Here is a 24,330-nt window from a genome sequence, read left to right as displayed (position 1 = left end):
CAAGTAACTTATAAAATTCAACATGATCAATTACGCAGCGAAGATAGCCCAGGAATTATCCCTTCAGCCCCGATTTGTGGAGGCTACGATCGAATTGTTAGATGGAGGTGCTACTGTGCCGTTTATTTCTCGTTATCGAAAAGAAATGACTGGCTCTATGGATGAAGTAGAGGTGGCCAATCTACGTGATCGACTCACCCAGCTGCGTGATTTGGATAAACGCCGAGATGCGATATTAAAATCCATTGACGAGCAGGGCAAACTCACTCCAGAACTTAAAAAGAAAATAGAAGGAGCTGAGACAATGGCTGCTCTGGAAGACTTGTACCTTCCTTATAAGCCTAAGCGAAAAACGAAGGCCTCAGTAGCTAAGGAAAAAGGCCTGGAACCGCTAGCCAAAGTGCTCTGGGAGCAAGGTGGAGGCAATCCGGAGCAAGCAGCTGAGCAATACATCAGTGAGGAAAAAGGAGTAGAAGATGTGGCTGCGGCACTTCAGGGTGCAAGAGACATTATGGCTGAGTGGATCAGTGAAGATGCCGAGGCACGAAAGAAAATAAGAGACCTCTTCAAGCGGGAGGCCATCATCACTTCGCGTGTACTCAAAGGCAAAGAGCAGGAAGGTCAGAAGTACAAGGACTATTTTGAATGGGAGGAAGCCTTGAAAGACATCCCTTCACACCGCTTGCTTGCCATCAGACGTGGAGAGCGTGAGGGCATCCTTACTATGGATACGAGCATCGCTGAGGACACAGCGTTTGATGTGCTGAGGCGACAGTTTGTTACCGCTCATAATGCCGTGAGTGAGCAGGTAGAGGTCGCCATGAAGGACTCATACAAGCGACTAATCAAGCCGAGTATAGAAACAGAAGCTCGACTAGAGAGCAAAAAAGCTGCAGATGCAGAGGCCATTTCAGTATTTGCAGAAAACCTGAAGCAGCTGCTTATGGCAGCTCCTTTGGGACAAAAAGCCGTAATGGCGATAGATCCGGGATTCCGAACCGGCTGCAAAGTGGTATGTCTGGACCGGCAGGGTAAATTACTGGAGCATACGGCCATTTATCCGAACGAACCACAACGTGATACTCAGACCGCTGGAGCTGTGGTAGCAGCATTGTGTCAAAAGCATAGCATAGAAGCGATAGCGATAGGAAACGGAACGGCAAGTCGTGAAACAGAGCAGTTTGTAAAGAGCTTGGGACTTCCTAATAGCATCATCATTGCCATGGTCAATGAAAGTGGAGCATCCATCTACTCGGCTTCAGAAGTAGCCCGTGAAGAGTTTGCGGACTATGACGTGACTGTAAGGGGATCGGTATCAATTGGCAGGCGTATGATGGATCCTTTGGCGGAGCTAGTCAAGATCGATGCGAAATCTATAGGCGTAGGGCAGTATCAGCACGACGTGGATCAAAATGCACTGAAGCACTCGCTGGATGATGTAGTGATGAGTTGTGTAAACGGTGTAGGTGTGGAGCTCAATACCGCAAGTAAGCAGCTGCTGACGTATGTGTCTGGTCTGGGACCACAGCTTGCAGAAAACATTGTGAAGTATCGCAATGAAAATGGGGCTTTTCAAAGCCGTGCAGATCTTAAAAAAATCCCACGTCTCGGAGACAAGGCTTTCGAGCAGGCAGCAGGGTTTTTGCGCATAAAAGGGGCTAAAAACGTGCTGGACGAAAGTGCCGTACACCCTGAGCGGTATGAAACCGTGAATACCATGGCCAAAGATCTGGGCTGTACTGTGGCTGATCTGGTCAAGGATAAAAACCTGAGAAGCAAAATAGATCTTAAAAAATATGTGTCTGAAGGACTGGGACTGCCTACCTTACAAGACATACTGGAGGAGCTGGCCAAGCCTGGTCGTGACCCTCGTGAGCAATACGAGGCGTTTGCGTTTGCAGACAATGTGCACGGTATCGGAGATCTATCTGTAGGGATGAAATTGCCTGGTATAGTAACCAATATCACCAAGTTTGGAGCGTTTGTAGATGTAGGAGTACATCAGGACGGGCTGGTGCATGTAAGTCACCTGTCGGATAGCTTTGTGTCGGACCCTGCCAAAGCTGTGAAGCTTCAGCAAAAGGTGCAGGTGACGGTGTTGGAAGTGGATGTACATCGAAAGCGCATATCACTTTCCATGAAGTCTGATCCGTTTGGGAAACCGGCACCTAAAAAACGCAAGCGAGAAGAAAAAGAGCCAGAAGGTGACCTTCAGGCAAAACTGGCAATGCTCAAAGGAAAATTTGGAAGTAGATAATGAAAAATCAATTGCTCTATCTGGTGGTCGTTGTGGTAGGTCTTATGGCCTGCGAGGAGGAGATGTTTTATCCTTCAGGACTCTATGCATCCCAGGTAGAGCGGTTGCTCACCAAAGGTGATACTGGCCAGTGGACGCTAGTGCATAAAGAGGTGGATGGCGAGGAGCAATCGCTGGATGATTGCACAGCCCAGCATCAGTTGCACTTCTATGAGCAGGGAGATAGTATAGCTGTGTATGAAATTTCTACGTGCGATTCTCCGGATTCTATTTACTATGGAGCTATGTATGCTTCTGCTACGGATGAGGACCAGGGCAACCCCAATTTGTTTTCAGATTCGCTGGTATTTTCAGGAGGTACGCAGCAGTTTGTGCTGGTAGATTATATTACCTCCACCAAGCTGTATTTTACAAATCCACGAACCAATACCTACTGCCAGTATCGATTGAGTGAATAGTTAATAGGAGTTTACCACATTGGCAAGGTGTGCTACTACTACGCCAGCAGTTTCTGTTCGTAAGATGTTCTTGCCCAGGCTAATCTTTTGAAATTGCGCTTTTTCGGTAAGGGCTACTTCTTCTGCTGAGAAATCGCCTTCCGGGCCAATCAGTACAGCAGTGTGGGCGTTTGGGGGCATGACACTGGCCAGATAAGGCAGGTCTGGAGCTACATAAGCTATGAACTTATGATCGCTTGCATCCACCGTTTGCAATGCCTCCGGAAGCGGAGTGAGACCGTTGATTTTAGTGAGAAACCCACTTTTTGATTGCTTGAGTGCGCTTAGCGCCTTTTTTTCTAATCGGTCGAGGCGAAGCTTCCGGCGTTCGCAATTGGATGTGAGTACAAAGGAAATTTCGTCAACACCCAGTTCGCATGCTTTTTCCACAAACCACTCCATGCGATCCATGTTTTTGGTAGGAGCTATGAGAATATGCTGTCGAAAAGACCTGGCTGCTTTGCGGTGACTGGATGAAATCTTGAAATCACATTGCTTGCCAGAGATACTGCTAAGCGTGCAGGTGAAGAAACCACCTCTTCCATCCAGAATTCCGATTTCATCACCCACTCGGTGCCTCAGTACTTTGATACAATGCTGGTACTCCTCATCGCGTAGGAATTGTGCGCCGTTTTCCACCTCTGGCTGATAAAAAAAATGCATTTATATAATTTCAGAATCCGATGGCCTAATTTAGAGAATTACTTTAGAACGCACCTTAATGATTACGTGAGATATGGCGCATTTAAGATACAGCGCGCTTGATTTAGTACAAAAGCGCGAACGAATAGAAGTACGAACTCCTTCGGAGAAGATTTCAGATTATTTTGGCGAGTTGGCTTTTGGGCCCAAGCAGATGAAGGCGGCACTTTCTCCGGAAGTATATGCCAAAGTGGATGCAGCCATTGTCAACCGGGAGAAAATCGATCCGGAAACGGCCAGTGCTGTAGCTGCTGCCGTTCGGGTTTGGGCTATGGACAAAGGAGTAACGCACTTTACCCACTGGTTTCAGCCACTTACAGGAGCTACGGCAGAAAAGCATGATGCATTTTTTGACCCAATCAATGAAATCGAAAACCTTAAAGGTAGTGAGCTGGTACAGCAGGAGCCTGATGCCTCTTCATTTCCTAATGGAGGTATACGTAGCACGTTTGAAGCACGAGGCTATACAGCCTGGGATCCATCATCACCAATCTTTATATACGGCAGCACGCTTTGTATCCCCACAGTGTTCGTGGCGTTTACAGGCGAAGCACTGGATTACAAGGCACCACTCCTGAAGGCCCTCGACGCAGTGGATAAGGCTGCTACCAAAGTTTGCCGACTGTTTGATAGAAACATCAGCAAGGTGAATGCTTTTCTGGGTTGGGAGCAGGAGTATTTTGTGGTGGACAAGGCGCTCTACGAAGCTCGGCCAGACCTGGTAATGGGTGGCCGTACCGTGTTTGGACACAACCCTGCGCGTGGGCAGCAGCTGGACGATCACTACTTTGGTGCTATACCAGGGCGTGTGTATGATTTTATGCGTGACTTTGAGATAGAAGCTCATCGGTTGGGGATACCGCTACGTACACGACACAACGAGGTGGCGCCTGCACAATATGAGGCAGCTCCGATGTTTGCAGCAGTAAATGTGGCTACTGATCAGAATCAATTGCTCAAAGACCTGATGAATCGTGTGGCAGATAAGCACAAGCTGAAAGTGCTCTTTCACGAAAAGCCTTTTGCGGAGCTCAATGGTAGTGGAAAGCACAACAACTGGTCGCTGGTGACAGACTCAGGTATTAATCTTTTTCAGCCTACAAGTAGTGCGCGTGAAAACCTGTTGTTTTTGATTTTTCTGGTCACTACAGTGAAAGCTGTGCATGAGCATGCGGACTTGCTAAGAGCTTCTATAGCTTCTGCAGGCAATGATTTTAGATTAGGAGCTCATGAGGCTCCTCCGGCCATTATTTCTGTGTTTTTGGGCTCTACCCTCACCAAAGTGCTGGACGAGCTGGAGAAAAACGGAAACGTAAAAATCGAGAAAGGTGACAACCTGTACATGAAGCTGGGAATTGATCAGATTCCTGAAATTATACTGGACAATACCGACCGCAACCGCACCTCTGCTTTTGCTTTTACAGGAAACAAATTTGAGTTTAGGGCTGTGGGTAGTGATGCCAATGTGTCTAACCCGATGACTGTCTTGAACCTAATCGTAGCGGACCAGCTGCGGGACTTTTACCGAAAGGTAAACAAGCTCATAGATGGCGGGCAAGACCGAAGGCTGGCGGCAGTGGATGTGCTGAGAGATTACATCAAAACTTCGAAGAAAATCCGTTTTGAAGGTGATGGATACTCCGAGGACTGGGTGAAAGAAGCTAAAAAGCGAGGACTTTCCAATGTGAAAGATACGCCTTATGCGCTAGATTTTTATAAAGATGAAAAAGTCATCAAGGTATTTGAGCGGCACAAGGTGCTGGGCAGGATAGAGCTGGAAGCCCGACACGAAATTATGTTGGAAAACTACATCATGAAAGTGCAGATAGAATCTCGCGTGATGGGTGATCTGGCACATAACCACATCATACCTACGGCCATCGCCTACCAAAATAAACTCATTCAAAATGCCAATGGGCTGAAGGATCTGGGTATTGACTCCTCAGAGATCATCAAGACCATAGAGGAAATCTCCAAGCACATAAGCAACCTGCGCAAACTCGTACACGAGATGATAGAGGCTCGCAAAAAGGCCAATAAAATTGAGGATTCGAGAAAACGAGCCATTGCATATTGTGACGATATCAAACATAAGTATTTTGAGCCTATTCGCTATGCGGCAGACAAGCTAGAGCTGTTTGTGGATGATGAAGACTGGCCGTTGGTCAAGTACCGCGAGCTACTGTTTATTCGATAGAAAAGGAGGCTGGTCAGGAGTGTTTAGTGTTTTTTGTAAATTGATAACAGCAAGGAATAAAAAACACTAAACCCACTTTTCTCATGGAACACTCCACCAATACACATCGAAGGAATTTCTTATTCAAGGCCGGGCTTGCTACAGTAGGGCTAGGCATGGGCTCCGGGTTGGGAGCAGCTACATCCGGCGTGTATCAGCCAGAAGATCTGCATATCGTAGGGCCACGGGCGGGCTACAGTCCGCAGATTGGTACACTAGTATCCATGATGACCTGGATGCGCACTACCGTGCTGCGCAGTGTTCGTGGGTTGAGCGTTGAGGAGCTTGATTTTTTACTGGATGATGAGGCCAACTCTATTGGCGCAATGCTGCTGCACCTCGCTGCTACTGAGCGCTACTATCAGCTCCACACTTTTGAGGGGCTGGACTGGGGAGATTGGCCGCAGGATGAAAAAGAGGCATGGGACGCGGCTTCTGGTCTGGGAGATGCAGCACGTGAGCAAATCAAAGGACAGTCATTAGATTATTATCTGGAAAAATTGAAATCTGTTCGAGAGCGAACTCTTCAGGAGTTTGCCAAACGTGATGACGACTGGCTGATGGCTGTAGATGAGGATTGGTTTTGGGGACGCACCAACAACTATTGTAAGTGGTTTCATGTGTGTGAGCACGAAAGTAATCACAATGGACAGATAAAACTGATCAAAAGCAGGGTGGTGTAAAAAAAGGCCAGATGAAATCACCTGGCCTTAGAGTCGAAAAAAATGAAACGTGATTATTTGGCGGCAATCAATCCATACGACTCGATGATCATGTGTGCTCTATCTGTTTGGAGGTATTTCAGAAATGCATCTACTGCAGGGTCATCGCCTTGTCTGAAATACACTCTTAAACCCCTCTTTAGCGGGTATGAGCCGTTTTTTAAGTTTCTGTGTGTAGGAGCCACATAGCTGCCTTCTGGTGTGCTGTCTTTGGTATGAAGGAGTAGGTTGTGCACACTTTCGGTGAAGTACGCAAAACCTATGAAGCCGATGCAGTGTTTGTTGCCACTTACTTTAGCTACGATCTCTGAGTTGTGGTCTACTACTTCGGCTGTCTTTGCCAGCTCATGTACCGCAAAATGATCTTCAAAAAAGCGTTGTGTACCTGAGTTTTCGTCTCGAATCAATGGAGAAATCAACCCTTTTTCACCCCCTAATTGCTCCCAGTCATAGGTTTTGCCGGTATAAATAGCTTGAACTTGTTCGTCACTAAGAGCGGTGATTGGGTTGTGCTGATTGGTGATAAGTACTATCGCATCATAGGCTACTACTTGTTCGGATACATTGTGTCCGGTGCCCAGTGTTTCGGTTAGGTCAAAAGGAAACGAAGATAAGCCTATATCCGCACTGTGGCTCTCGATAGCCATCAGTCCTGTCCGGCTACCACCCCCTTCAAGCGTTACTTTTATAGTATCCTGAATCTTTTCAAAGTCAGTTTTTAATTCCAAAAACGTCTCGTACATGGATTCACTACCTTTTAGTTTTAAGGTGTGTGAGGAAGGTACATCTGATTGGCAGGCTGTAAGCCAAAAAAGAAAACTAGCTAATAAAATTATTGATTTGTTCATGTCTCTGTTCAAAGCTGCGAAGCTAAAACAGGACAGAATTTGCTCTCGGATTCACTCGTTAAGTTATTGAGAACAAAATGTTGCTTTTCTGTTGATGAGTTAAGTGGGAATGTTACGGTTGGGAAGTGGTTTCTTCGGCTACTGTTTGCTTGATCGTTTCCACAAGTTTTCCTCTTCTGTTAAAGTATTTCCAGGTGCCAGTGGGTACGCCGAGTTCATACACTTCCTCAGCAGCCTTGTTGCCATTGCTGTGGTATCTGATCCACGTGCCATGTTTGATGCCGGCCTGATAGCGCCCATTTTCTTTCAGGTCTCCATCCTCATCAAAATACCTTGCCTCTCCTGAAAGTAGCCCGTTTTTGAATCCTTCATCACTAGCTATGGTGCCATCCTCGTAGTAGCCAATTACATTTCCTGTACCATTGGTCAGTGTGCCGGGGGACAGTTCTTCTCCTTGTATGGTGTAGAAAGGGCTTACTTCGAGTAGCTTTCCGAGTTCCCATACCTGTTCCTGCTGGAGTTGTTCATTTTCATAAAAGAGTCCCCACAAACCGTCTTTGCTATCATGCACATAGCTGCCGATCATGCGTGGCTTCCCTGATGGATGATAGTAGACCCATTGATCCTCTTTTAGCCTTTTGCGGTATTTGCCTTCATAGTCAAGGTGTCCCGCTTTAGTAAAATACTTCCACAGACCAGTACGCAGGTCGTTTTCATACTTGCCTATAGCGTAGAGGTTTCCATTTTCAAAGAAAGAAAGCCAATTGCCCACTTTAAGGCCGTTTTCATACTGACCTTCTACACTTTTTTGTTTGTTGTCAAAATACTCAAAGTAAGGGCCATGAAGAAGCGTGTTTTTAAAGCTAAACTGTTTTTCCATACGCCCATTGGGGTGGTAGGTTTTCCAGGTGCCTGCCTCTAGTCCATTTTGATAGTATTCTTCAGACTTTTTCACTCCAGTGGAGTAGTAGTAAACCCATTTGCCGTGGGCCTTGCCTTTATAGTAGCGTTCTACAAAATTGATGCCTCCGTCAGGATAGTATTCTGACCAGGTGCTATCCTTTAGACCGTTGGTATAATAGCCTTCCAATGCAATAGCACCATTGTCGTAGTATTCCAGGTAAGGGCCGTTGATCGTGTCTTTGATGTAGTAGCTTTCGTTGAGCAGGATGCCATATTTGTCAAACTTTCTACTCATGCCATTTTTCATACCATAGACGTACTTGACACTGGATTTAATGGTGCCATTTTTTGAGTAGTAGTTCCAGACACCACTTTTTTTACCGTCTATTATGGCTCCTTTAAAGGCTGTCTTGCCATTGTCATACGTATAGGTATACACTCCATCAGAGAGCGTGTCTGTTTTAAACAAAAACTGATCTGGTGAGATATCCTGAGCACCTACACTCAGACTAACCAACAGGGATAAGCATAACAGAATTTTCTTCATGGTGCAATCAGCCTCAGAAAGTCATCGAAACACTGCAAAGTAAACGTTTGGAAGTTATCCCACGAAGTTACGGGCAGGTATTTACTGATTTTTATAAATCCATGTCGCTCGATTTGATCGCGCATATTGTCCTGGTTGAGGTTTTTAACCTGCCGGTAATTGGTGTGCTCATAGTGATAATCCCAGGGTTGCGTGTTTACACAAAAATAAAGCTCAGGATGCTCCATGAGTTTTTTAATAAGCGTTTGAGGCTGCTGCAGATGTGGTGGCCCCTGCAGGTGAAGCGTGCAGCTAAAATGGTTTCCCCACCAGAGCATAACACGAAAGGCAAACACCTGCTTCTGTGTGAAGAGTCTGGGGTAGTCTAATATGAAATAGGGGAGCCCTTTGTATTGCTCCCCTTTGGCTATTTTGCCAGATTTCAAAAAAGCACCTTCGGGAAAAACTCCCGGGTCCACTTGCTGGATGTGTGCATGAAGGCTGCGTTCGATTGCTGCCAGGTAGCTAATCACTTTTTCAGACACCTGGTTTTTGACCAAAAGGAAATGGTCGTTGTTCAGTATCTCGAGCTCTTCAGGTGTTGGTTTCATTACCAGCGGATTAGTGCTGATGCCCAGGTGAAGCCACTACCAAAGGCTGCTAGGCATACCAGGTTGCCATCCTTGATTTTTCCTTCCTGATAGGCTTCGCTAAGTGCTATTGGAATGGATGCTGCGGTGGTATTGCCATAGCGCATGATGTTATTGTACACGTTTTCGTCTGCAAGGCCCATTTGTTTTTGGATAAACTGACTAATGCGTAAGTTGGCCTGGTGAGGTATCAGCATATCGATATCACTGGTTTGAAAGCCATTGGTCTGCAAAGCCTCATGAATCACCTGACCAAAACGAGTGACCGCATGCTTGAAGACGAAGTTGCCATTCATGTAGGGGTAATAGCTGGTGTCATCGGGATCGTTTTCTTCCATGATTTGATCTACCCAGCGGTTAGTGGCAGGGCCAATGAGGGCAAGTTCTTTGGCGTGTTTGCCCTCGGAGTGCAAGTGGGTGGAGAGTATGCCTTTTTGGTTGTCTTCGGAGCGGGAAAGCACTACTGCGCCGGCTCCATCACCAAAAATTACGGTAACTCCTCTACCTCGAGTGGATTTTTCCAAGCCACCTGAGTGGTATTCGCTTCCAATGACCAGTACGTTTTTGTACATGCCAGTTTTGACAAACTGGTCAGCTACAGAGAGTCCATAGACAAAGCCACTGCATTGGTTGCGCACATCCAGGGCGCCGATTTCTTTTACACCAAGGAGGTCCTGTACTTGCACGCCGGGGCCCGGAAAATAGTAATCCGGGCTCAGGGTAGCAAATACAATAAAATCGATATCGTCAGGCGTAAGCCCGGCGTTTTCAATGGCCTGGCGTGCAGCCTTTACCCCCATGGTAGAGGGCATGTCGTCAGATTTAGGGTCTATCCAACGTCTTTCTTTGATGCCTGTACGCTCCTGGATCCACTCATCTGAGGTTTCCATGAATTGCTCCAGGTCTTTGTTCGTTACTATATTGTCGGGCACATAGTGCCCAATGCCTGTTATTCTTGAGGTATACATGTTGCTCATTTAGTTTTTCTCTAAATAGCTAATATACATACCTCTAAAGAAAGTTTAATCTGCTACGCGAATTTCTGCACGGCGGTTGAGCGCTCGTCCTTCTTCTTCGGTATCATTGGGCGCTGCAGGTTTAGATTCTCCAAATCCTTTAATGGAAATTCGGTCTGCTGCGATTCCCTGAGTGATTAAAAACTTCTTAGCCGCACGTGCTCTTTGTTCAGAAAGCGTAAGGTTGATTGCTTCTGGGCCAATATTGTCACTATGTCCTTCTAACACTACTTCTATGTTGGAGTCAGTGCTGAGGGTCTTGGCAATTGCTTTTAGCTCACTTTTGGCAGCTGCCGAAAGTTCGTAAGAATTGAATGCAAAGTAAACTTTGCTGATCACTCCCGTGAGGGCAGGCTTAGCTTCACCCTTTTCTGAAGGCTCGCCTTCATAGATTTCAGTATAGTCTTTTTCTTCAGTAGGAGTAGTCGGTAAGGTTACTGTAAAGTCCTTGCTCAGGTAGAGACCATCGTTGGGCACGTAGCTTGTGTAGTTTTCTTCGTGAAGTTGGTCACTGCCCAGAAGTACTTCTGCTCTGAAGTCGTCTTTGTTTGGAATCATCACCTCGAAGTTTCCGTCAGCATCGGTTTCTCCCATAAAAGCTTCATCCTGATAGCTCACCGGATGAAATTTCACTACTGCGCCATTTACCGGCTGTCCATCAGCCGAGACTATACGTCCACGCAAAGGTATTTTTGTGATTTTATGGAAATAGTAGATGTCATATTCACCTACACCGTGCAGGCGGTCAGAGCTCATGTAGCCACTTTGGTCGCTGGGGGTTACTTCAAAGTTGATGTCATTGTCGATGGTGTTGATAGGGAATCCCATGTTTTCAGCGGGTCCCCAAACGCCCAATTTTTCGTCGTATTTCGACATAAATACGTCATATCCCCCCATGGATTCTGGTCGGTTAGAGCTGAAGTACAGTACATCCCCTTTGTGCGATAGAAACGGACTCTCTTCGTCGAAAGCGGAGTTTACTGCTCCAGGTACCGGTCCGGGCTCGGTCCAATTGCCGTCTTTGAGTTCTGTAAACCAAATTTCTTTGTCACGGCGATTGCCAGAAACGAAGAAAATCTTGTCTTCGCTATCATTGATGAAAAAATGAGATTCGATGTGTTTGCTACGGATTTTTGTGTCAAACTCTACAGGAGCAGTCCATGAGTCATTTTTGTATTCGCTATAAAGCAAGGAGCCATTAGAGGCGCTAAAGGTATAAAGCCGCTGACTGTTGTCAATGATCTCTACTTTAGCATTCTCATATTCGAATTCACCAAGATTTTCAATAACCGTAGGCTCAGACCACTTATCACCATTTTTGAAAGAATGGTAGATAGAATATTTGTCTGCTGGATGGTGTGAGTCTTTAGGATTTCTGTCTGAGGCAAAAATGAGCTCATTGTGACCATTGAAAAATGCAGGCGAGATTTCAGAATAATCACTATTTACCCCGGCTGGTAGCATCTCGATTTCATAGTCGTCCGGGTTTTCGTAGTAAGGTCTGGCTTTTTTGATCATTTCGATCATCATTCGAGCTTCTTCCTCTATTACCGGATTGGTATAGTTGTCGATTTTTAGAAATGCTCTTAGTCGCTTTTCAGCTTCATCAAATTCATATCTGTACAGGTGAATGCGTCCTACCCAGTAGTTGTAGAAAATGTCTGTTTTACCAAAAGTAGATTCGAATTTTAACACATCATCAAGGTCTCCGCCACGATTGGTGGTCAGATGTGCAGCGATGTTTTTGTAGTACAGGTGTTCTGTAGCATTGGCATGCTCTTTTTCCAGGTTTACACTGAGGTCTAGTACCTCGCTAAAATCTTCCTTGTAGAATGCTTCTTCGATTTTTTTAAGCAGCTGACCTTTGGAAAGCGCCAGGGTAGTTTGAGCAATAAAAACTACCGCAGCTAGTAAAAATATACGTTTCATAGTTTGCGGTGAATTTTAAGTTTGGATGGATGATTTAATTATTTATTCTATTGTAAAATCTTTGATATGGGTGGTGTTTTGACCACTGGAGTCATGTACTTCAAATTTGTCTGTCATGAGTACCTTACCATCTTTTAGTATTTCTACTTTAAAGATTTCGTCAGCAAACACATCTGTTTGGTAGTACCCACTAGCATCTATGGTGGATGTGAAAAACTCGTCGAGGTACTGTGAAGGTCTAAACCTAATTTCAGCACCTGTTAATGGTGCCTGGGCCGCCTGGTCGAAAATGCGACCTTTTACTTTTACTTTGTCTACATGCCAGAAGAAGTAAATGTCATAGTCTCCTTTAGTATGAAGGCGGTTGCTGACGAAATACCCGGACTTCTGATCTGCATTCATTTTAAAGTGAAATTCTTTGTTTGGTGAATTGATTGGCCAACCCATGTTTTCGGGTTCAGACCAGGAGTAAGTTGCAGCATCGTAGTAGGACACATACACGTCATACTCACCCAAACCACCCGGTCTGTCTGAAGAGAAATAGAGGGTTTGTTCATCCGGAGAGAGGTAAGGGCTGTCTTCGTTGTAGGGAGAGTTGATGCTCAGCGAAAAAGGTGCAGGTTTACTCCATTTACCGTTTTCAGGGTTTTTATACGATTCGAACAGGTCCAGGCCATCGGCACCTTCATCAGACCCGAAGATGATGCGATCTTCATGCTCGTTGATAAAAAAGTGCGAGTGCAGGTGGTTGTTGGATACACGTGCGTCAAATTCTATGGGGAGTGTCCAGGTGTCGCCCGATGCCTGGCTGTAAAACAGGTCACCGCCTTTTTCTTCGCGAAAGAGAAATAGTCTGCCATCTTCGTTTACCACTTCAATGTTGGCGTTTTCCCGAGTGAAGGTCCCCAGATTGGGAACTTCTACGGGTGTTTCCCAGCCATTTTCGCCAGATTTGGTGTAATAGATCGTAAAAGGTCGCTCGCCAGATTTGCCTCTGTTCGAAGCAAAAAGAAGTTCTTTGTTGCCTTCGAAGTATACTGGGGTGAGTTCGGTAGCATTGGAGTTTACAGGGGCTTCGAGCTGGTGGATTTCATAATCATCAGGGTTTTCGAAGAAATACTTGAGTTCTTCGGCGTGATCGATGAGTGCCAGAGTTCTGGGGTCTTCATTGCCAGTATAATCTAGCTTTTGTTTGAAGCGCTCAAATGCCGCGGTGGCAGCATCTATATCGTACCTTCTAAGATGGACAAGGCCTAGCCAGTAGTAGTAATGGTCATCTGTATCTCCATAGGTGTTTTCAAAAGTCAGCAATTGAGAGACGGGTTGGTCATCACCGGCACCGGTCAAAAGCGTATTGATTGTCACCTTGTAGTCTACATCTTCGTAGCCCGGAGCTATTTCTGAAATTTCCTGATAGAGCCCCAATGCTTGTTCGTAGTTGTGAAGGGCAAATTGCGCTTCTGCTTTTTCGTACAACCGGACTTCTTTTTGTCCAACAGCGGTAAAGCAGGCAGAAAAACTTACGATTACAAGTAAAGATTTGAGCGTGGTGGCTACTCTTTTCATCTTTAGAAGGGCTTTTTGCACACCAAGTTAACTAAAAAATGCTGTTCGAATCAGAAGAATTACGTAAGAAAATTTGTGATATCTACTGAATCACTCGTATTTCAATCCTTCGGTTTAGTTCCCGGCCGTTTTTTTCGTCATCATTGGAGGCCAGAGGCTGTGATTCTCCATATCCTTTTGCCTGGAGTCTGTTTTCGGAGATGCCCTTGGTTGTGAGCCATTTTTTCACTGATTCTGCTCGCTCCAAAGATATTTTTAAGTTGTTTGCAGTGTTGCCTACGTTGTCTGTATGGCCGCCAATTTCTATTTTGATCTCGGGGTTTTCACGTAGGTAGTTTAGCAGCCGCTCTAGCTGAGGGTATGAGTCTGCTGTGAGGGTACTAGTGCCAAATTCGAAGTATACGTTTCGCACTATTCGCGTGCCTCTTGCATAGCTTTTGGATGGAACGGACCGAGTGGTGTTTGGCCTAGCGATAGAATTTGTAGGTTTTGTAGTGCTGGTGTCGGTAGCAGTAAGTTCATTCCCTTCCTTTTGAGAAAGGAGAGTAGGAGCTTCTTCTTGTGCACTGCTGTCAGCAGCTGTTGGCTCCTCTTTGCTGGCGTATTTTGCTTGTAGGGCTGCTCGCTCTGCTGCCGTAAGGTCGCTTGGATACACGTAAAAATCCTTAAAATGGGTTACCTGCTCGCCCTTGGCATCATGTATCTCAAATGTTTCGGTGAGCAAAGTGTCATATTTCTGGATGACTTCTACCCGGAACACCTCGTCAGAGATAATTTCAGTGCTGTATTGGCCGGATTCACTGAGAGGAGAACGAAAATATTCTTCTAAATACTGGCTAGGGTGAAATCGAATTTCGCCAGATGTGATTGGTTCTTCCGTTTTGGCATTGATCACACGCCCCTCAATAGATGTTTTTTCAATAGCCCAAAAGAAAAAGATGTCATAATCACCTTTCGTATGAATTCGGTTGGAGGAAAAATAGCCGGAATTCATGTCTGGATTCATTTTGAAATGGATGTCATCATCAGGGCTGTTGATGGGCCATCCCATATTTTCAGGCTCAGACCATTGATTGGTAGCTTTGTCAAATGTACAGACATATATATCCATTCCTCCAAGTCCACCCGGCCGATTGGAACTGAAGTACAGTTTCGTTTCGTCTTGTGACAAAAAAGGGCTGTCTTCGTCATCCACACTATTTATGGTAGCGCTCAGTAAATGTGGTTTTTCCCACTTTCCGGTTTCTGCATTTCGGTAGGATTCCATGATGTCCAGCCCGTTTTTTTTGTTTTTTGCTGCAAACAAAATCCGGTCTTCGTGTTCATTGATGAAAAAATGAGACTCCAGATGCGTGGAGGTGATTTTGCTGTCAAACTCCTGAGGTGTACTCCATCCGTCTGCTTCAGGCTGGCTGGTGTAGAGGTCACCACCTTTTTTGTCCTTGAAAACAAAGAGTCTACCGTCCTCATTGACTACCTCTACATTGGCAGTGGAGCGGTCAAATTCGCCCAGAGCCTGGATCGGCGTAGGGTTCTTCCAGTCTTTGTTTGTGCTCAACAGCGTGTGATAGATCAGGAAAATGTCATTTTTTGCATTGTCTCTATTAGAGGCAAATAGGAGTTCGTTTTTTTCTGCGGAATACACTGGAGTGAGTTCAGCAAACTCAGTGTTAACAGGAGCCTCGAGTTGGTGAATTTCAAAATTGTCGGGGTTGTCAAAATAGCTCACGAGCAATTCGGCTTCCTGAATGAAATTGCGGGTTTCTTCACGGATCTGTTCGCTTTTAAATGCTTTCGATTTTAAAAATGCTTTCCATGCGTTTACTGCTTCGGGAAACATGTAGCGATTGGCATAAATGCGCCCCATCCAATAGTTGTAGAATTTGTCGCTGCGTGCTTTTGTTGTTCGAAATTTGAGGATTTTATCTAGTGATCGTTCCCGGTTTTCTTTTTGAACCAAAAGACTGATTTCTAGTCGGTATTCAGAGTCTTTAAATGATTTGCCTGAGGATTCTATTTGCTCGAAATAGGTGACGGCTGCTTTGAAGTCTTCCGAATAAAAAGCGTCGATTCCGCGTTTGTACAGCTTTTCTGGGTTTTGGGCTACTGCCCCTAAAGCTAACAATAGCAGGCAAAGGGAAAGTATGGATGCGCGATGGTAATTGCTCATGAGATTCTGAGAATTGTGAAACTAAATCTTTGTAAAATTTAATTGCCAGCTGGTTTTGCGCGGTTTATATACTGAAACTTAACTGAACAGGGTGTAATTTCCAAACTGGTCAGATGGTGCCGCCGGTGCAATGAGTTGTTCGCCGTTGTTTTTAGGGGCTGCAAGCAGCGGACTTACTGCATGCATGAGTAGGTTTGATAGATTAAGTTGGCTAAGTAATGGTTGGAGTTTTTCTATGTTAGCATTTTCATCCAGCCATACATCGCATTGCGCTTGGCTAAGCAGTGCGGGCATGTCATCCTGATAGTCGCTGAGTGCTCCAGATGCAGGCACAGTGATCATGTTGAATGTGTAGGCCGTATTTCCTTCCAGATCATCGAACTCTTCCCACACACCAGCAATAGCGAAGGGCGCATTTTCTTTGAAATAGCAGAAGTAGGGAACCCTTTGTTTTTTGGAGACTTGTTTCCAAACGTAAAACCCATTGGCCAATATGAGGCATCGGCTATTTTCGATGGATTTTCTATACATAGGCCGCTGCACTGCAGTACCTACGGGTAGGTTGAATAGCCGCGGGCTGATGGCTTTGTTGTTTGCCATTTGTGAGATGAGCCCCCAGTGAAACAGTTGGATTTCCTCAGGAGCTGCGCTTGTAATCACAGGCAAAAGGTGCGTAGGAGCAGCATTGTAAGTGGTAGTCAATGCTACAGAACTTTTGGTATTAAAATTCTTTTCTAGCTGCTCCTGTGAGCTGAATATGGTATATCGGTCGTACACAGGCGGAAAGTTAATAAGCCAATTTGGCGTTTGCTAAAAGCATTTGCAAAATTCCAGTGCACGTCGCTCTGACCAGTAGTATCCGGAGGTGTCTTTCAGCATAAATCCGACATGCCCGCCATGGCGAGTTGTTTCCATGTGTACCTCTGGTAAGTCTTCTGTGAGCTGATGATCCAGGCTTTCCTTTGTCAGAAAAGGATCGTTTTGAGCATTGAGGATAAGAGTGGGAACTTGTATGCCCTTTAAGAATGATTTGCTAGAGCACTGGCTATAGTAGTCGTTGGCGTCTCTGTATCCATGCAGAGGCGCGGTGTAGTATTCATCAAAGTCTCTAACTGATTTTACCTTACGCAACCATGAGGTGTCTATCGCTTCTGGCATATACAGAGCCTTTTGTCTGATTTTATTCCTTAAAGTCTTCAGAAAGCGACGTTCGTATATTTTAGCACGCGTAGTATGTAGGTTGTCTGCACCGGCTGCCAGGTCCAGTGGAGCTGAAATAGCTACTGCAGATTTGATTTCTGCCGGGCGCTGTGTTTCCCCTAGGTATTTTAGCGTGAGGTTGCCTCCCAGGCTAAACCCGACCAGTCGAATGTCCGAATATCCTTTTTTGATGGCATGACTGACTACCTCGTGTAGATCACTGGTAGCGCCACTATGATAAAATACCGGACGTAGGTTCATCTCGCCACTGCAGCCCCGAAAGCTCCAGCACAACACGTCATAACCGTGCTGGTAAAAAATGCGAGCCATGCCCAGTACATACGGGCGGTCTGAGCTGCCTTCCAGGCCGTGCTGGATGATCACGAGTTGGTTGGAGTCTTGAGTACGCCAGTCCAGGTCTAGAAAATCATCGTCTGAGGTAGTGATGCGTTCGGTACGTGCAGCGGGCAGGTTTTTTATTTTTCGAAATAATGCAGGGAAAATCGTTTCGGCATGTGCCGAAAAAAGAGGGAAAGGACGCTTATAGTTAGAATTGGTGTTAGCTGGCATTGCGAATATTTAAAAACAAGTGCTCAAATTTTGCAATTTATAGTAAAAGATAAATTAAATGGTTAAAGATGTGTTGGAGAAAAACAGACATGACTTAACTTTGAAATTGTTTGAATAAGAGTAAAAAATAACGCATATAAGATGGCTGAAGTAATCAGAATGCCAAAGATGAGCGACACCATGGAGGAGGGTGTGATCGCGTCTTGGATCAAAAAAGAAGGAGATCAAGTAGAATCCGGAGATGTACTGGCGGAAGTAGAAACCGACAAGGCTACGATGGAGCTGGAATCTTACCAAGATGGCGTGCTGCTACACATCGGTGTGCAGGAGCAAGAAGCAGTACCTGTGGATGGTGTGATCGCGATCATTGGTGAAGAAGGTGAAGACATCAAAGACCTACTTAAGGATCTTGAGAGTGGTTCAAACGGAAGTGCAGATTCCAAAGAAGAATCAGAGGATGCTGGCGAAGAGGAATCTGACGATAGTGGTGAAGCAGTAGATACTTCAGACATCAATGCCACTGTGATACGCATGCCAAAGATGAGCGATACCATGGAAGAAGGGGTGATCGCGTCATGGCTCAAGAGCGAAGGTGATCAGGTAGAAGCTGGTGATATGCTGGCTGAGGTAGAAACTGATAAGGCTACTATGGAACTAGAAGCCTATGAAGACGGAACCTTGCTACACATCGCTGTAGAAGCAGGTGGTTCTGTTCCTATCGATGGTGTGATCGCGATCATCGGTGAGGAAGGAGCTGACTGGAAAACATTGCTCAAAGCAGAACAGTCTGGCGGTAAGTCAGAAAAGAAAGCAGACAAGTCAGAAAAGAAAGATACGAGTGCATCGTCATCTGCACCGCAGGCCGAAGCTACAAAAGATACCACCACAGACAGTGGCAGAGTGAAAGCTTCTCCGCTAGCCAAAAAGATGGCTGAAGAGAAAGGGTACGACCTCTCTCAGATCAAAGGCTCTGGTGAAGGCGGCCGCATTGTCAAAAGAGATGTGGAGTCCTTCACACCATCGCAGGCAGCTCCTGCTCCAGCAGCTGAGGAGTCTAAAGCAGCAGATGCAGCTCCTAGCTTCAACTTCCCTAAAGTAACTGCAGAAGAAAGTTATACGGATGTGCCGGCCTCTCAAATGAGAAAAGCCATTGCAAAAGGACTGATGAACAGTCAGTTTGGTGCGCCACACTTCTACCTGACCATGGAAATAGACATGGACAGAACCATCGAAGCTCGCAAGAGCATCAATGAGCTGTCTCCTGTGAAAATTTCATTCAATGATATTGTCATCAAAGCCGTGGCTGCAGCACTTCGTCAGCATCCTGATGTGAATACCTACTGGATGGACGATACCAAGAGCATCCGTCGAAATGATCACATCAGCATCGGTGTGGCCATGGCCGTAGACGAAGGCTTGATCGTGCCAGTGGTGAAATTTGCGGATACCAAGAGTCTGGCTCATATCTCCTCAGAGGTAAAAGAGTTTGCAGGTAAGGCAAAAGCTAAGAAAATCACTCCAGATGAGATGTCGGGCAATACTTTCACAGTTTCCAACCTGGGTATGTTCGGGATTGAGGAGTTTACTTCCATCATCAATGCACCAGAATCTTGTATCCTCGCTGTAGGGGCAATCAATCAGGTGCCAGTGGTGAAGAATGGCGAAATCGTGCCAGGCAATACGATGAAAGTGACTCTTACTTGTGATCACAGAACAGTGGATGGTGCTGTGGGAGCTGCTTTCCTCAAGACCCTCAAAGGGTTCCTGGAAGATCCTGTGAGAATATTGATCTAACGAATCTCAAACCATAAATTAGATGTCCCGTTAGTGAATGACGGGACATTTTTTATTTACAAGCATTGATACCAAGATGGAAAAGATTAAATCGACAACAGTCGTAGCTATAAAACACAATGGTCAAATAGCCATTGGGGCAGATGGACAAGCTACCATGGGCAATACCGTGGCTAAGAGCAATGTGAAAAAGATCCGAAAGCTCCAGGAAGGCAAGATCATCACGGGATTTGCCGGATCTACAGCAGATGCTTTTACCCTGCTAGAGCGGCTCGACGAAAAGCTGGCCACCTATACTGGCAATATGAAGCGAGCAGCAGTGGAGCTGGCCAAAGACTGGCGCACCGATCGCTATCTGCGTAGGTTGGAAGCCATGATGATCGTAGCAGATAAAAACGAAATACTCGTGATCTCGGGGACGGGTGATGTATTGGAGCCAGACGATGATATCGCTTCGATTGGTTCTGGAAGCATGTATGCTCGCTCTGCCGCTATGGGCCTCAAGCGCCATGCGACTAACCTTACTGCAGAAGAGATGGTCCGCGAAAGCTTGAATATTGCCGCAGACATTTGTATCTACACTAACCACAATCTGGTGGTGGAGACGTTGTAGAAAAAGTTTAAGTTTTGCGAAATCCCGATTGGTTTGACTGATCGGGATTTTTTTATACAAATAATGAAGTGTGTATATGATACCAATGTGCGGAAAAATAATTTGAAGAAAAGTTGAAGGAAACGCATCCATTCTTATTTTTGTCGCAAAAATTAAGAACTATGAGAAAACTATTTTTACCGCTAATGATTAGCATGGCCGTGATGGCTTGTACCGATGACAGTACCGATGAAGGCACACCTGAAAATGAATCACCTTTAGAGGCAACAGGGTGTCAATTTACCGGCACGTACAATGAATTTGAGGGAGATTCCGAAGAAGTAGTAGTAGCCTACGATGCGGATGGCAAAGTGACCAAAATTACTGAGACTTTCACAGAAACGACGGATGGAGTGGAGAGCACATTCTCGACGGAGTACCGGTCTGTTTATTCTGGAGAGCTCCTTACCGAAGTTCAGGTTTACGCAGGTGGTGAACTTACACAAAGCGTGAAGATCACTTACGAAGAAGAGCAGGTTGCTCAAATCAACATAGAGGATGTAGACGACCCGGACATTGAGCAATTTCGATTTGTCTATGATGGCGAAGAGCTGTCGGTTGTAGAAAACTGGGACAATTACTCTGATGAAAGCAGTGATGAATTTACGCGCTATGCTACCTATCGTTATTTGTACGAAGAAGGAAACCTCAAAAAAATCACCTATATATTAGAAGGGGAGTCACAACCTTCAGAGACCAATGTATACACTTATGATGATCAGATTAACCCAATTCAGGGCAATCTTGCATGGCTAATATATGCTGATAACTATGCAGCCTACGTAAGTGCTAATAATGTGGTTACCCATACAGAAACTTCTACTAGCGACGGTGAGACGGAAACTGATTTGTATAATTATTCTTATGTGTTTAGCGACAAAGGTCTGCCTACTAAAGTGACCATTTCAAGTGAAGGAGATTCCGATTGGAGCTATGACCTGACTTATCAGTGCAACTAAGTTTTAGATAACGTGAATAATTGAAAAGCCCCTGCTGAGTGATCAGCAGGGGCTTTATTCGTTTAGGTAGGTTTGTTTAATAGTTGAAATCACTTAAACATATCCTCCGATGGTCAACCATTCTAGAACTGTACTTCAGGAGCTTTTTCGGCGCCTGCATCAGCTTCAAAAAGTGGCTTGCGCTCAAAGTCGAACATGCTGGCATAGACCCGCTCCGGGAAACTTCGAATGTACGTGTTGTAATCCTGAGCAGATTCATTGAATCTACGACGAGCTACCGCTATACGGTTTTCAGTCCCTTCTAGCTGCGCCTGAAGTTCCAAAAAATTCTGATTGGACTTCAGCTCGGGGTACTTTTCTACGGTAACCAGTAATCTTGAAAGCGCACCATTCAGTTGTCCTTGGGCAGCCTGGAATTGCTGTAGTTTTTCAGGCGTGAGGTCTCCTGCATTTAGATTGATGCTGCTGGCTTTGGAGCGAGCTTCTGTCACTTGAGTTAGCACGTCTTTTTCTTGTTGTGCAAATCCTTTCACTGTATTTACGAGATTCGGGATCAGGTCATTTCTGCGCTGATATTGTGTTTCTACGTTAGACCATTGGGTATTTACGGTTTCTTCTTTGGCTACCATGGTATTGTACTTCCCCGTAATCGAGCTATACAGCCAAATGCCCACGATAGCGATTACAATAAGAACGATCCATTTTTTATTCATATCTCTGGTTTTTAATATTTAGCTTACGTTTTTTTGATACACAAGGATAAACGAACTAACGATATTGTGAAAATTCGGCTGCTTTTTCCCGCACTCTTCTTTCTGATATTTTGGACGGCATTGGGTCAGGATGTGCCTTTGCCTGACCTCAGGACTCGTGTCACGGACCAGACAGGTACTTTGGCAGCTTCAGAGCAAAAGGCTTTGGAGCAAAAACTTGCTGCTTTTGAAAAGCAAAAAGGTAGTCAGGTGACAGTGGTACTTATCCCCACTACCGGCGATGAGACCATAGAGCAATATACGATCAGACTCGCTGAGCAATGGAAGATAGGCCGCAGTGGGGTAGATGATGGTGTTATCATGCTCTTTGCCATGGAGGATCGCAAGATGCGGATAGAAGTAGGCTATGGGCTGGAGGGCGCACTTACTGATGCGCTATCCAAACGGATCATTGCCAATGTGATTACTCCAGAGTTTCGCTCCGGGCACTTTTATAAAGGTATAGACCGGGGGCTAGAAGTAGTGCTTAGTGCTATTTCAGGGGAAGAATTGCCTCCTGTGGTACACAGGCAGCGGTCGCCGAGTAGTCGATCTAATAAAGGGCCGACGATGCTGGTTGGGCTGCTGGGTGTGGTTGGGATTTTTCTGGTGATCATCCTAAAAACGTTCCTGGCGAAGAAGTTTGGAAGTACAGCAGGCACGCTGCTGAGTGCATTGGCCGTGTTTTTGGTGATTTGGGCGCTGGTGAATATGTTGGCAGGGATTATCGTAGCAGTAGTGAGTTTGTTTATGATGGCGGGCTCTGGTCGCGGAGGTGGCGGCTCACGTGGAGGTGGTATGTACTGGGGCGGAGGCTTTGGTGGTGGCTACGGCGGAGGATCCTCGTATGGCGGAGGCGGATTTGGTGGCTTCTCCGGAGGTGGTGGAGGCTTCGGAGGCGGAGGTGCTTCCGGAGGCTGGTAGTTTTTGGTTTGGCGTTTTGAATAAGAAATAGATGAGTAAGTATACGTTTACAGACGAAGAAAAAAAGGCCGTAGAGCAGGCTGTAAAAGACCTGGAAACGGTCTCTTGTGGAGAAATTGTTCCGTTTTTTGTTCGGTCTAGCGATGAATACCGGGAAGCCTCCTGGTTTCTAAGTGTCGTCATGGGGATCCTCACAATAGGCAGTATTGCGATGCTCTCGTACTTGTGGTTGTTGCCGTTTCAGATTACTCCACTGGAGCAATCCCTGCTCATATTGGCAGTGATGGTGGTTGGTTATTTTCTACCCATGGTGTTTCCTACAATCAAGCGCTTTCTGGTGTCCAAAGATCGTCAGTCAGTGCGTGTACAGCAGCGGGCTATGGAAGCGTTTTTGTCTGAGCAGGTTTTTGCCACCGAAGAGCGCGTGGGGGTCCTGATTTTTATTAGTAGGCTTGAGCATCAGGTATTGGTGCTGGGGGATGAAGGTATCAATATAAGGGTGAAACCAGATGACTGGCAGCACGTGGTAGACGAAGTGGTAAAAGGAATCAAACAGCACGAAATCGGGCAGGGACTGGTTCGGGCCATCGAGCTATGCAAGGAGCTATTGTTGGCCAATGGTTTTAAACGCAAAAGTACTGACACCAACGAGCTGGATGATGGTCTTCGGATAGAGGATTAAAGGCTATTTGTACTTTTCCAGCAATTCAATAATCTTTTCTTTTTGCTCGATGTTTTGCAAGATGAGCTGCTGTACCTTTCGCTTGATTTCGCGGTGTAGCGGCGTGTCGTCCAGTCGATCGATCAAGGCCAATACGTCTTGTGATTCGTATTTCGCAGGTGGTTCTGCTGCTATTGTGGAGCCTGTGAGCAAGTAGTCCATGCTCAGGCCATATAGTACCACGAACTTATTTTTGATGTCATCGGGCATGTGGTTGTTTCCAGCCTCGTAGGCTGCGAGTGTAGCTCGCTTGATGCCTAGTTTTTCAGCACATCGGAGCTGTGAGTCGCCATTTTCTTTTCGGATTTGCGCTATGCGCTTACCGATCTCCACCTTGAGTTCGTGCATTAATTGCGATTTATCTGACAATTAATGTTGTGATATATTGCAATTGTTATAAAACACAACTATTATTGTCTAACGGATTGATACAAAACCTAACTAACCGTTCAAATGTACTCAAAGTGTAAGCTTAATGGAATACGTACGTCCAAATGAAAAAGACCTTTTGCTCATTGGATGATTGCGTGCAGCACTTGATAGCGGAGCATATCTCCCGGGAGTTGTTTTTTACCGTCAACCGGACCTTGTGTGCTCGGGTTATTTGTGAGGTACTGCAAGTGCATGATGTGGATGTAGAGTGGAGCAGCAATGACGAATATCATCTACATGCAAATGGTAAACTAAGGGAGGCTTCCCGGGAGATTGCTGCGAGGTTTTAGCTGGTTCGTGGTTA

At 45.6% G+C, this 24,330-nt stretch carries 22 protein-coding genes; 10 read left to right on the top strand and 12 right to left on the bottom strand.

Features of this window, described 5'->3' with window-relative positions:
• Positions 1 to 22: 22 nt before the first annotated feature.
• On the top strand, positions 23 to 2,257 hold the full coding sequence (locus C7460_RS00435; protein WP_115866090.1) for a Tex family protein: 2,235 nt from the start codon (positions 23 to 25) through the stop codon (positions 2,255 to 2,257).
• Positions 2,257 to 2,715 (top strand): hypothetical protein, encoded by a 459-nt coding sequence (locus C7460_RS00430; protein WP_115866089.1) that lies wholly within the window; start codon positions 2,257 to 2,259, stop codon positions 2,713 to 2,715. Before C7460_RS00435 ends, C7460_RS00430 begins: the two co-directional genes overlap by 1 nt.
• Here the strand turns inward: C7460_RS00430 and C7460_RS00425 are convergent, their stop codons facing one another.
• Positions 2,716 to 3,417: an RsmE family RNA methyltransferase gene (locus tag C7460_RS00425; protein ID WP_115866088.1), complete on the bottom strand. Its 702-nt coding sequence runs from the start codon at positions 3,415 to 3,417 to the stop codon at positions 2,716 to 2,718.
• Between the two features lie 73 nt (positions 3,418 to 3,490).
• Here C7460_RS00425 and C7460_RS00420 point away from each other — a divergent pair, with 73 nt between their 5' ends.
• Together C7460_RS00420 and C7460_RS00415 are read left to right on the top strand one after the other, a co-directional pair.
• Positions 3,491 to 5,653: a glutamine synthetase III family protein gene (locus tag C7460_RS00420; protein WP_115866087.1), complete on the top strand. Its 2,163-nt coding sequence runs from the start codon at positions 3,491 to 3,493 to the stop codon at positions 5,651 to 5,653.
• A gap of 83 nt (positions 5,654 to 5,736) precedes the next feature.
• Positions 5,737 to 6,375, top strand: coding sequence for a DinB family protein (locus tag C7460_RS00415; RefSeq protein WP_115866086.1), 639 nt, complete (start codon positions 5,737 to 5,739; stop codon positions 6,373 to 6,375).
• Positions 6,376 to 6,428: 53 nt separating this feature from the next.
• Here the strand turns inward: C7460_RS00415 and C7460_RS00410 are convergent, their stop codons facing one another.
• The 9 genes from C7460_RS00410 to C7460_RS00370 all read right to left on the bottom strand — a co-directional run bounded on the left by C7460_RS00410 (position 6,429) and on the right by C7460_RS00370 (position 17,792).
• A complete protein-coding gene (locus C7460_RS00410; protein ID WP_115866085.1) occupies positions 6,429 to 7,262 on the bottom strand; it encodes a substrate-binding domain-containing protein in 834 nt (277 codons plus the stop codon).
• A 112-nt stretch (positions 7,263 to 7,374) separates the two neighbouring features.
• Positions 7,375 to 8,712, bottom strand: a complete 1,338-nt coding sequence (locus tag C7460_RS00405; RefSeq protein WP_115866084.1) for a toxin-antitoxin system YwqK family antitoxin — start codon at positions 8,710 to 8,712, stop codon at positions 7,375 to 7,377.
• The gene (locus C7460_RS00400) at positions 8,709 to 9,302 is read right to left on the bottom strand and encodes a hypothetical protein (protein WP_115866083.1); all 594 of its coding nucleotides are present in this window, start codon (positions 9,300 to 9,302) and stop codon (positions 8,709 to 8,711) included. The genes C7460_RS00405 and C7460_RS00400 overlap by 4 nt, the downstream gene beginning before the upstream one ends.
• On the bottom strand, positions 9,302 to 10,309 hold the full coding sequence (locus C7460_RS00395) for a 3-oxoacyl-ACP synthase III family protein (RefSeq protein WP_115866501.1): 1,008 nt from the start codon (positions 10,307 to 10,309) through the stop codon (positions 9,302 to 9,304). Before C7460_RS00395 ends, C7460_RS00400 begins: the two co-directional genes overlap by 1 nt.
• A gap of 54 nt (positions 10,310 to 10,363) precedes the next feature.
• A complete protein-coding gene (locus C7460_RS00390) occupies positions 10,364 to 12,286 on the bottom strand; it encodes an OmpA family protein (RefSeq protein ID WP_115866082.1) in 1,923 nt (640 codons plus the stop codon).
• A 42-nt stretch (positions 12,287 to 12,328) separates the two neighbouring features.
• Positions 12,329 to 13,852 (bottom strand): PD40 domain-containing protein, encoded by a 1,524-nt coding sequence (locus C7460_RS00385; RefSeq protein ID WP_115866081.1) that lies wholly within the window; start codon positions 13,850 to 13,852, stop codon positions 12,329 to 12,331.
• Between the two features lie 82 nt (positions 13,853 to 13,934).
• A complete protein-coding gene (locus C7460_RS00380; RefSeq protein ID WP_115866080.1) occupies positions 13,935 to 16,022 on the bottom strand; it encodes an OmpA family protein in 2,088 nt (695 codons plus the stop codon).
• Between the two features lie 78 nt (positions 16,023 to 16,100).
• A complete protein-coding gene (locus C7460_RS00375; RefSeq protein ID WP_170147835.1) occupies positions 16,101 to 16,799 on the bottom strand; it encodes an SOS response-associated peptidase in 699 nt (232 codons plus the stop codon).
• 33 nt (positions 16,800 to 16,832) lie between these two features.
• Positions 16,833 to 17,792, bottom strand: a complete 960-nt coding sequence (locus C7460_RS00370) for a YheT family hydrolase (protein WP_115866078.1) — start codon at positions 17,790 to 17,792, stop codon at positions 16,833 to 16,835.
• Positions 17,793 to 17,933: 141 nt separating this feature from the next.
• On the opposite strand from C7460_RS00370, the gene C7460_RS00365 reads away from it, so the two are divergent.
• From C7460_RS00365 to C7460_RS00355, 3 genes are all read left to right on the top strand, one after another.
• Positions 17,934 to 19,586, top strand: coding sequence for a pyruvate dehydrogenase complex dihydrolipoamide acetyltransferase (locus C7460_RS00365; RefSeq protein WP_115866077.1), 1,653 nt, complete (start codon positions 17,934 to 17,936; stop codon positions 19,584 to 19,586).
• Positions 19,587 to 19,662: 76 nt separating this feature from the next.
• Complete coding sequence (gene hslV, locus C7460_RS00360) at positions 19,663 to 20,199, top strand: ATP-dependent protease subunit HslV (RefSeq protein WP_115866076.1); 537 nt, start codon at positions 19,663 to 19,665, stop codon at positions 20,197 to 20,199.
• A 161-nt stretch (positions 20,200 to 20,360) separates the two neighbouring features.
• On the top strand, positions 20,361 to 21,197 hold the full coding sequence (locus C7460_RS00355; protein WP_147302807.1) for a hypothetical protein: 837 nt from the start codon (positions 20,361 to 20,363) through the stop codon (positions 21,195 to 21,197).
• 122 nt (positions 21,198 to 21,319) lie between these two features.
• On the opposite strand, the gene C7460_RS00350 is transcribed toward C7460_RS00355, so the two are convergent.
• Positions 21,320 to 21,910: a LemA family protein gene (locus C7460_RS00350; RefSeq protein ID WP_115866074.1), complete on the bottom strand. Its 591-nt coding sequence runs from the start codon at positions 21,908 to 21,910 to the stop codon at positions 21,320 to 21,322.
• A 66-nt stretch (positions 21,911 to 21,976) separates the two neighbouring features.
• On the opposite strand from C7460_RS00350, the gene C7460_RS24340 reads away from it, so the two are divergent.
• Both C7460_RS24340 and C7460_RS00340 read left to right on the top strand, forming a co-directional pair.
• Complete coding sequence (locus C7460_RS24340; protein ID WP_262511838.1) at positions 21,977 to 22,873, top strand: TPM domain-containing protein; 897 nt, start codon at positions 21,977 to 21,979, stop codon at positions 22,871 to 22,873.
• A gap of 31 nt (positions 22,874 to 22,904) precedes the next feature.
• Positions 22,905 to 23,555 (top strand): TPM domain-containing protein, encoded by a 651-nt coding sequence (locus C7460_RS00340; protein WP_115866073.1) that lies wholly within the window; start codon positions 22,905 to 22,907, stop codon positions 23,553 to 23,555.
• A gap of 3 nt (positions 23,556 to 23,558) precedes the next feature.
• Here C7460_RS00340 and C7460_RS00335 read toward each other — a convergent pair whose 3' ends face one another.
• Complete coding sequence (locus C7460_RS00335) at positions 23,559 to 23,942, bottom strand: helix-turn-helix domain-containing protein (RefSeq protein ID WP_115866072.1); 384 nt, start codon at positions 23,940 to 23,942, stop codon at positions 23,559 to 23,561.
• Between the two features lie 146 nt (positions 23,943 to 24,088).
• On the opposite strand from C7460_RS00335, the gene C7460_RS23450 reads away from it, so the two are divergent.
• Entirely contained in the window at positions 24,089 to 24,316 is a 228-nt protein-coding gene (locus tag C7460_RS23450) for a hypothetical protein (RefSeq protein ID WP_147302806.1), read from the top strand.
• The last annotated feature ends 14 nt before the right edge of the window (positions 24,317 to 24,330 follow it).

This window comes from Marinoscillum furvescens DSM 4134, assembly GCF_003386095.1.
Classification (GTDB): Bacteria; Bacteroidota; Bacteroidia; order Cytophagales; family Cyclobacteriaceae; genus Marinoscillum; species Marinoscillum furvescens.
The sequence above is the reverse complement of the archived record's forward strand: the minus strand, read 5'-3'. Positions and strand labels throughout refer to the sequence as shown.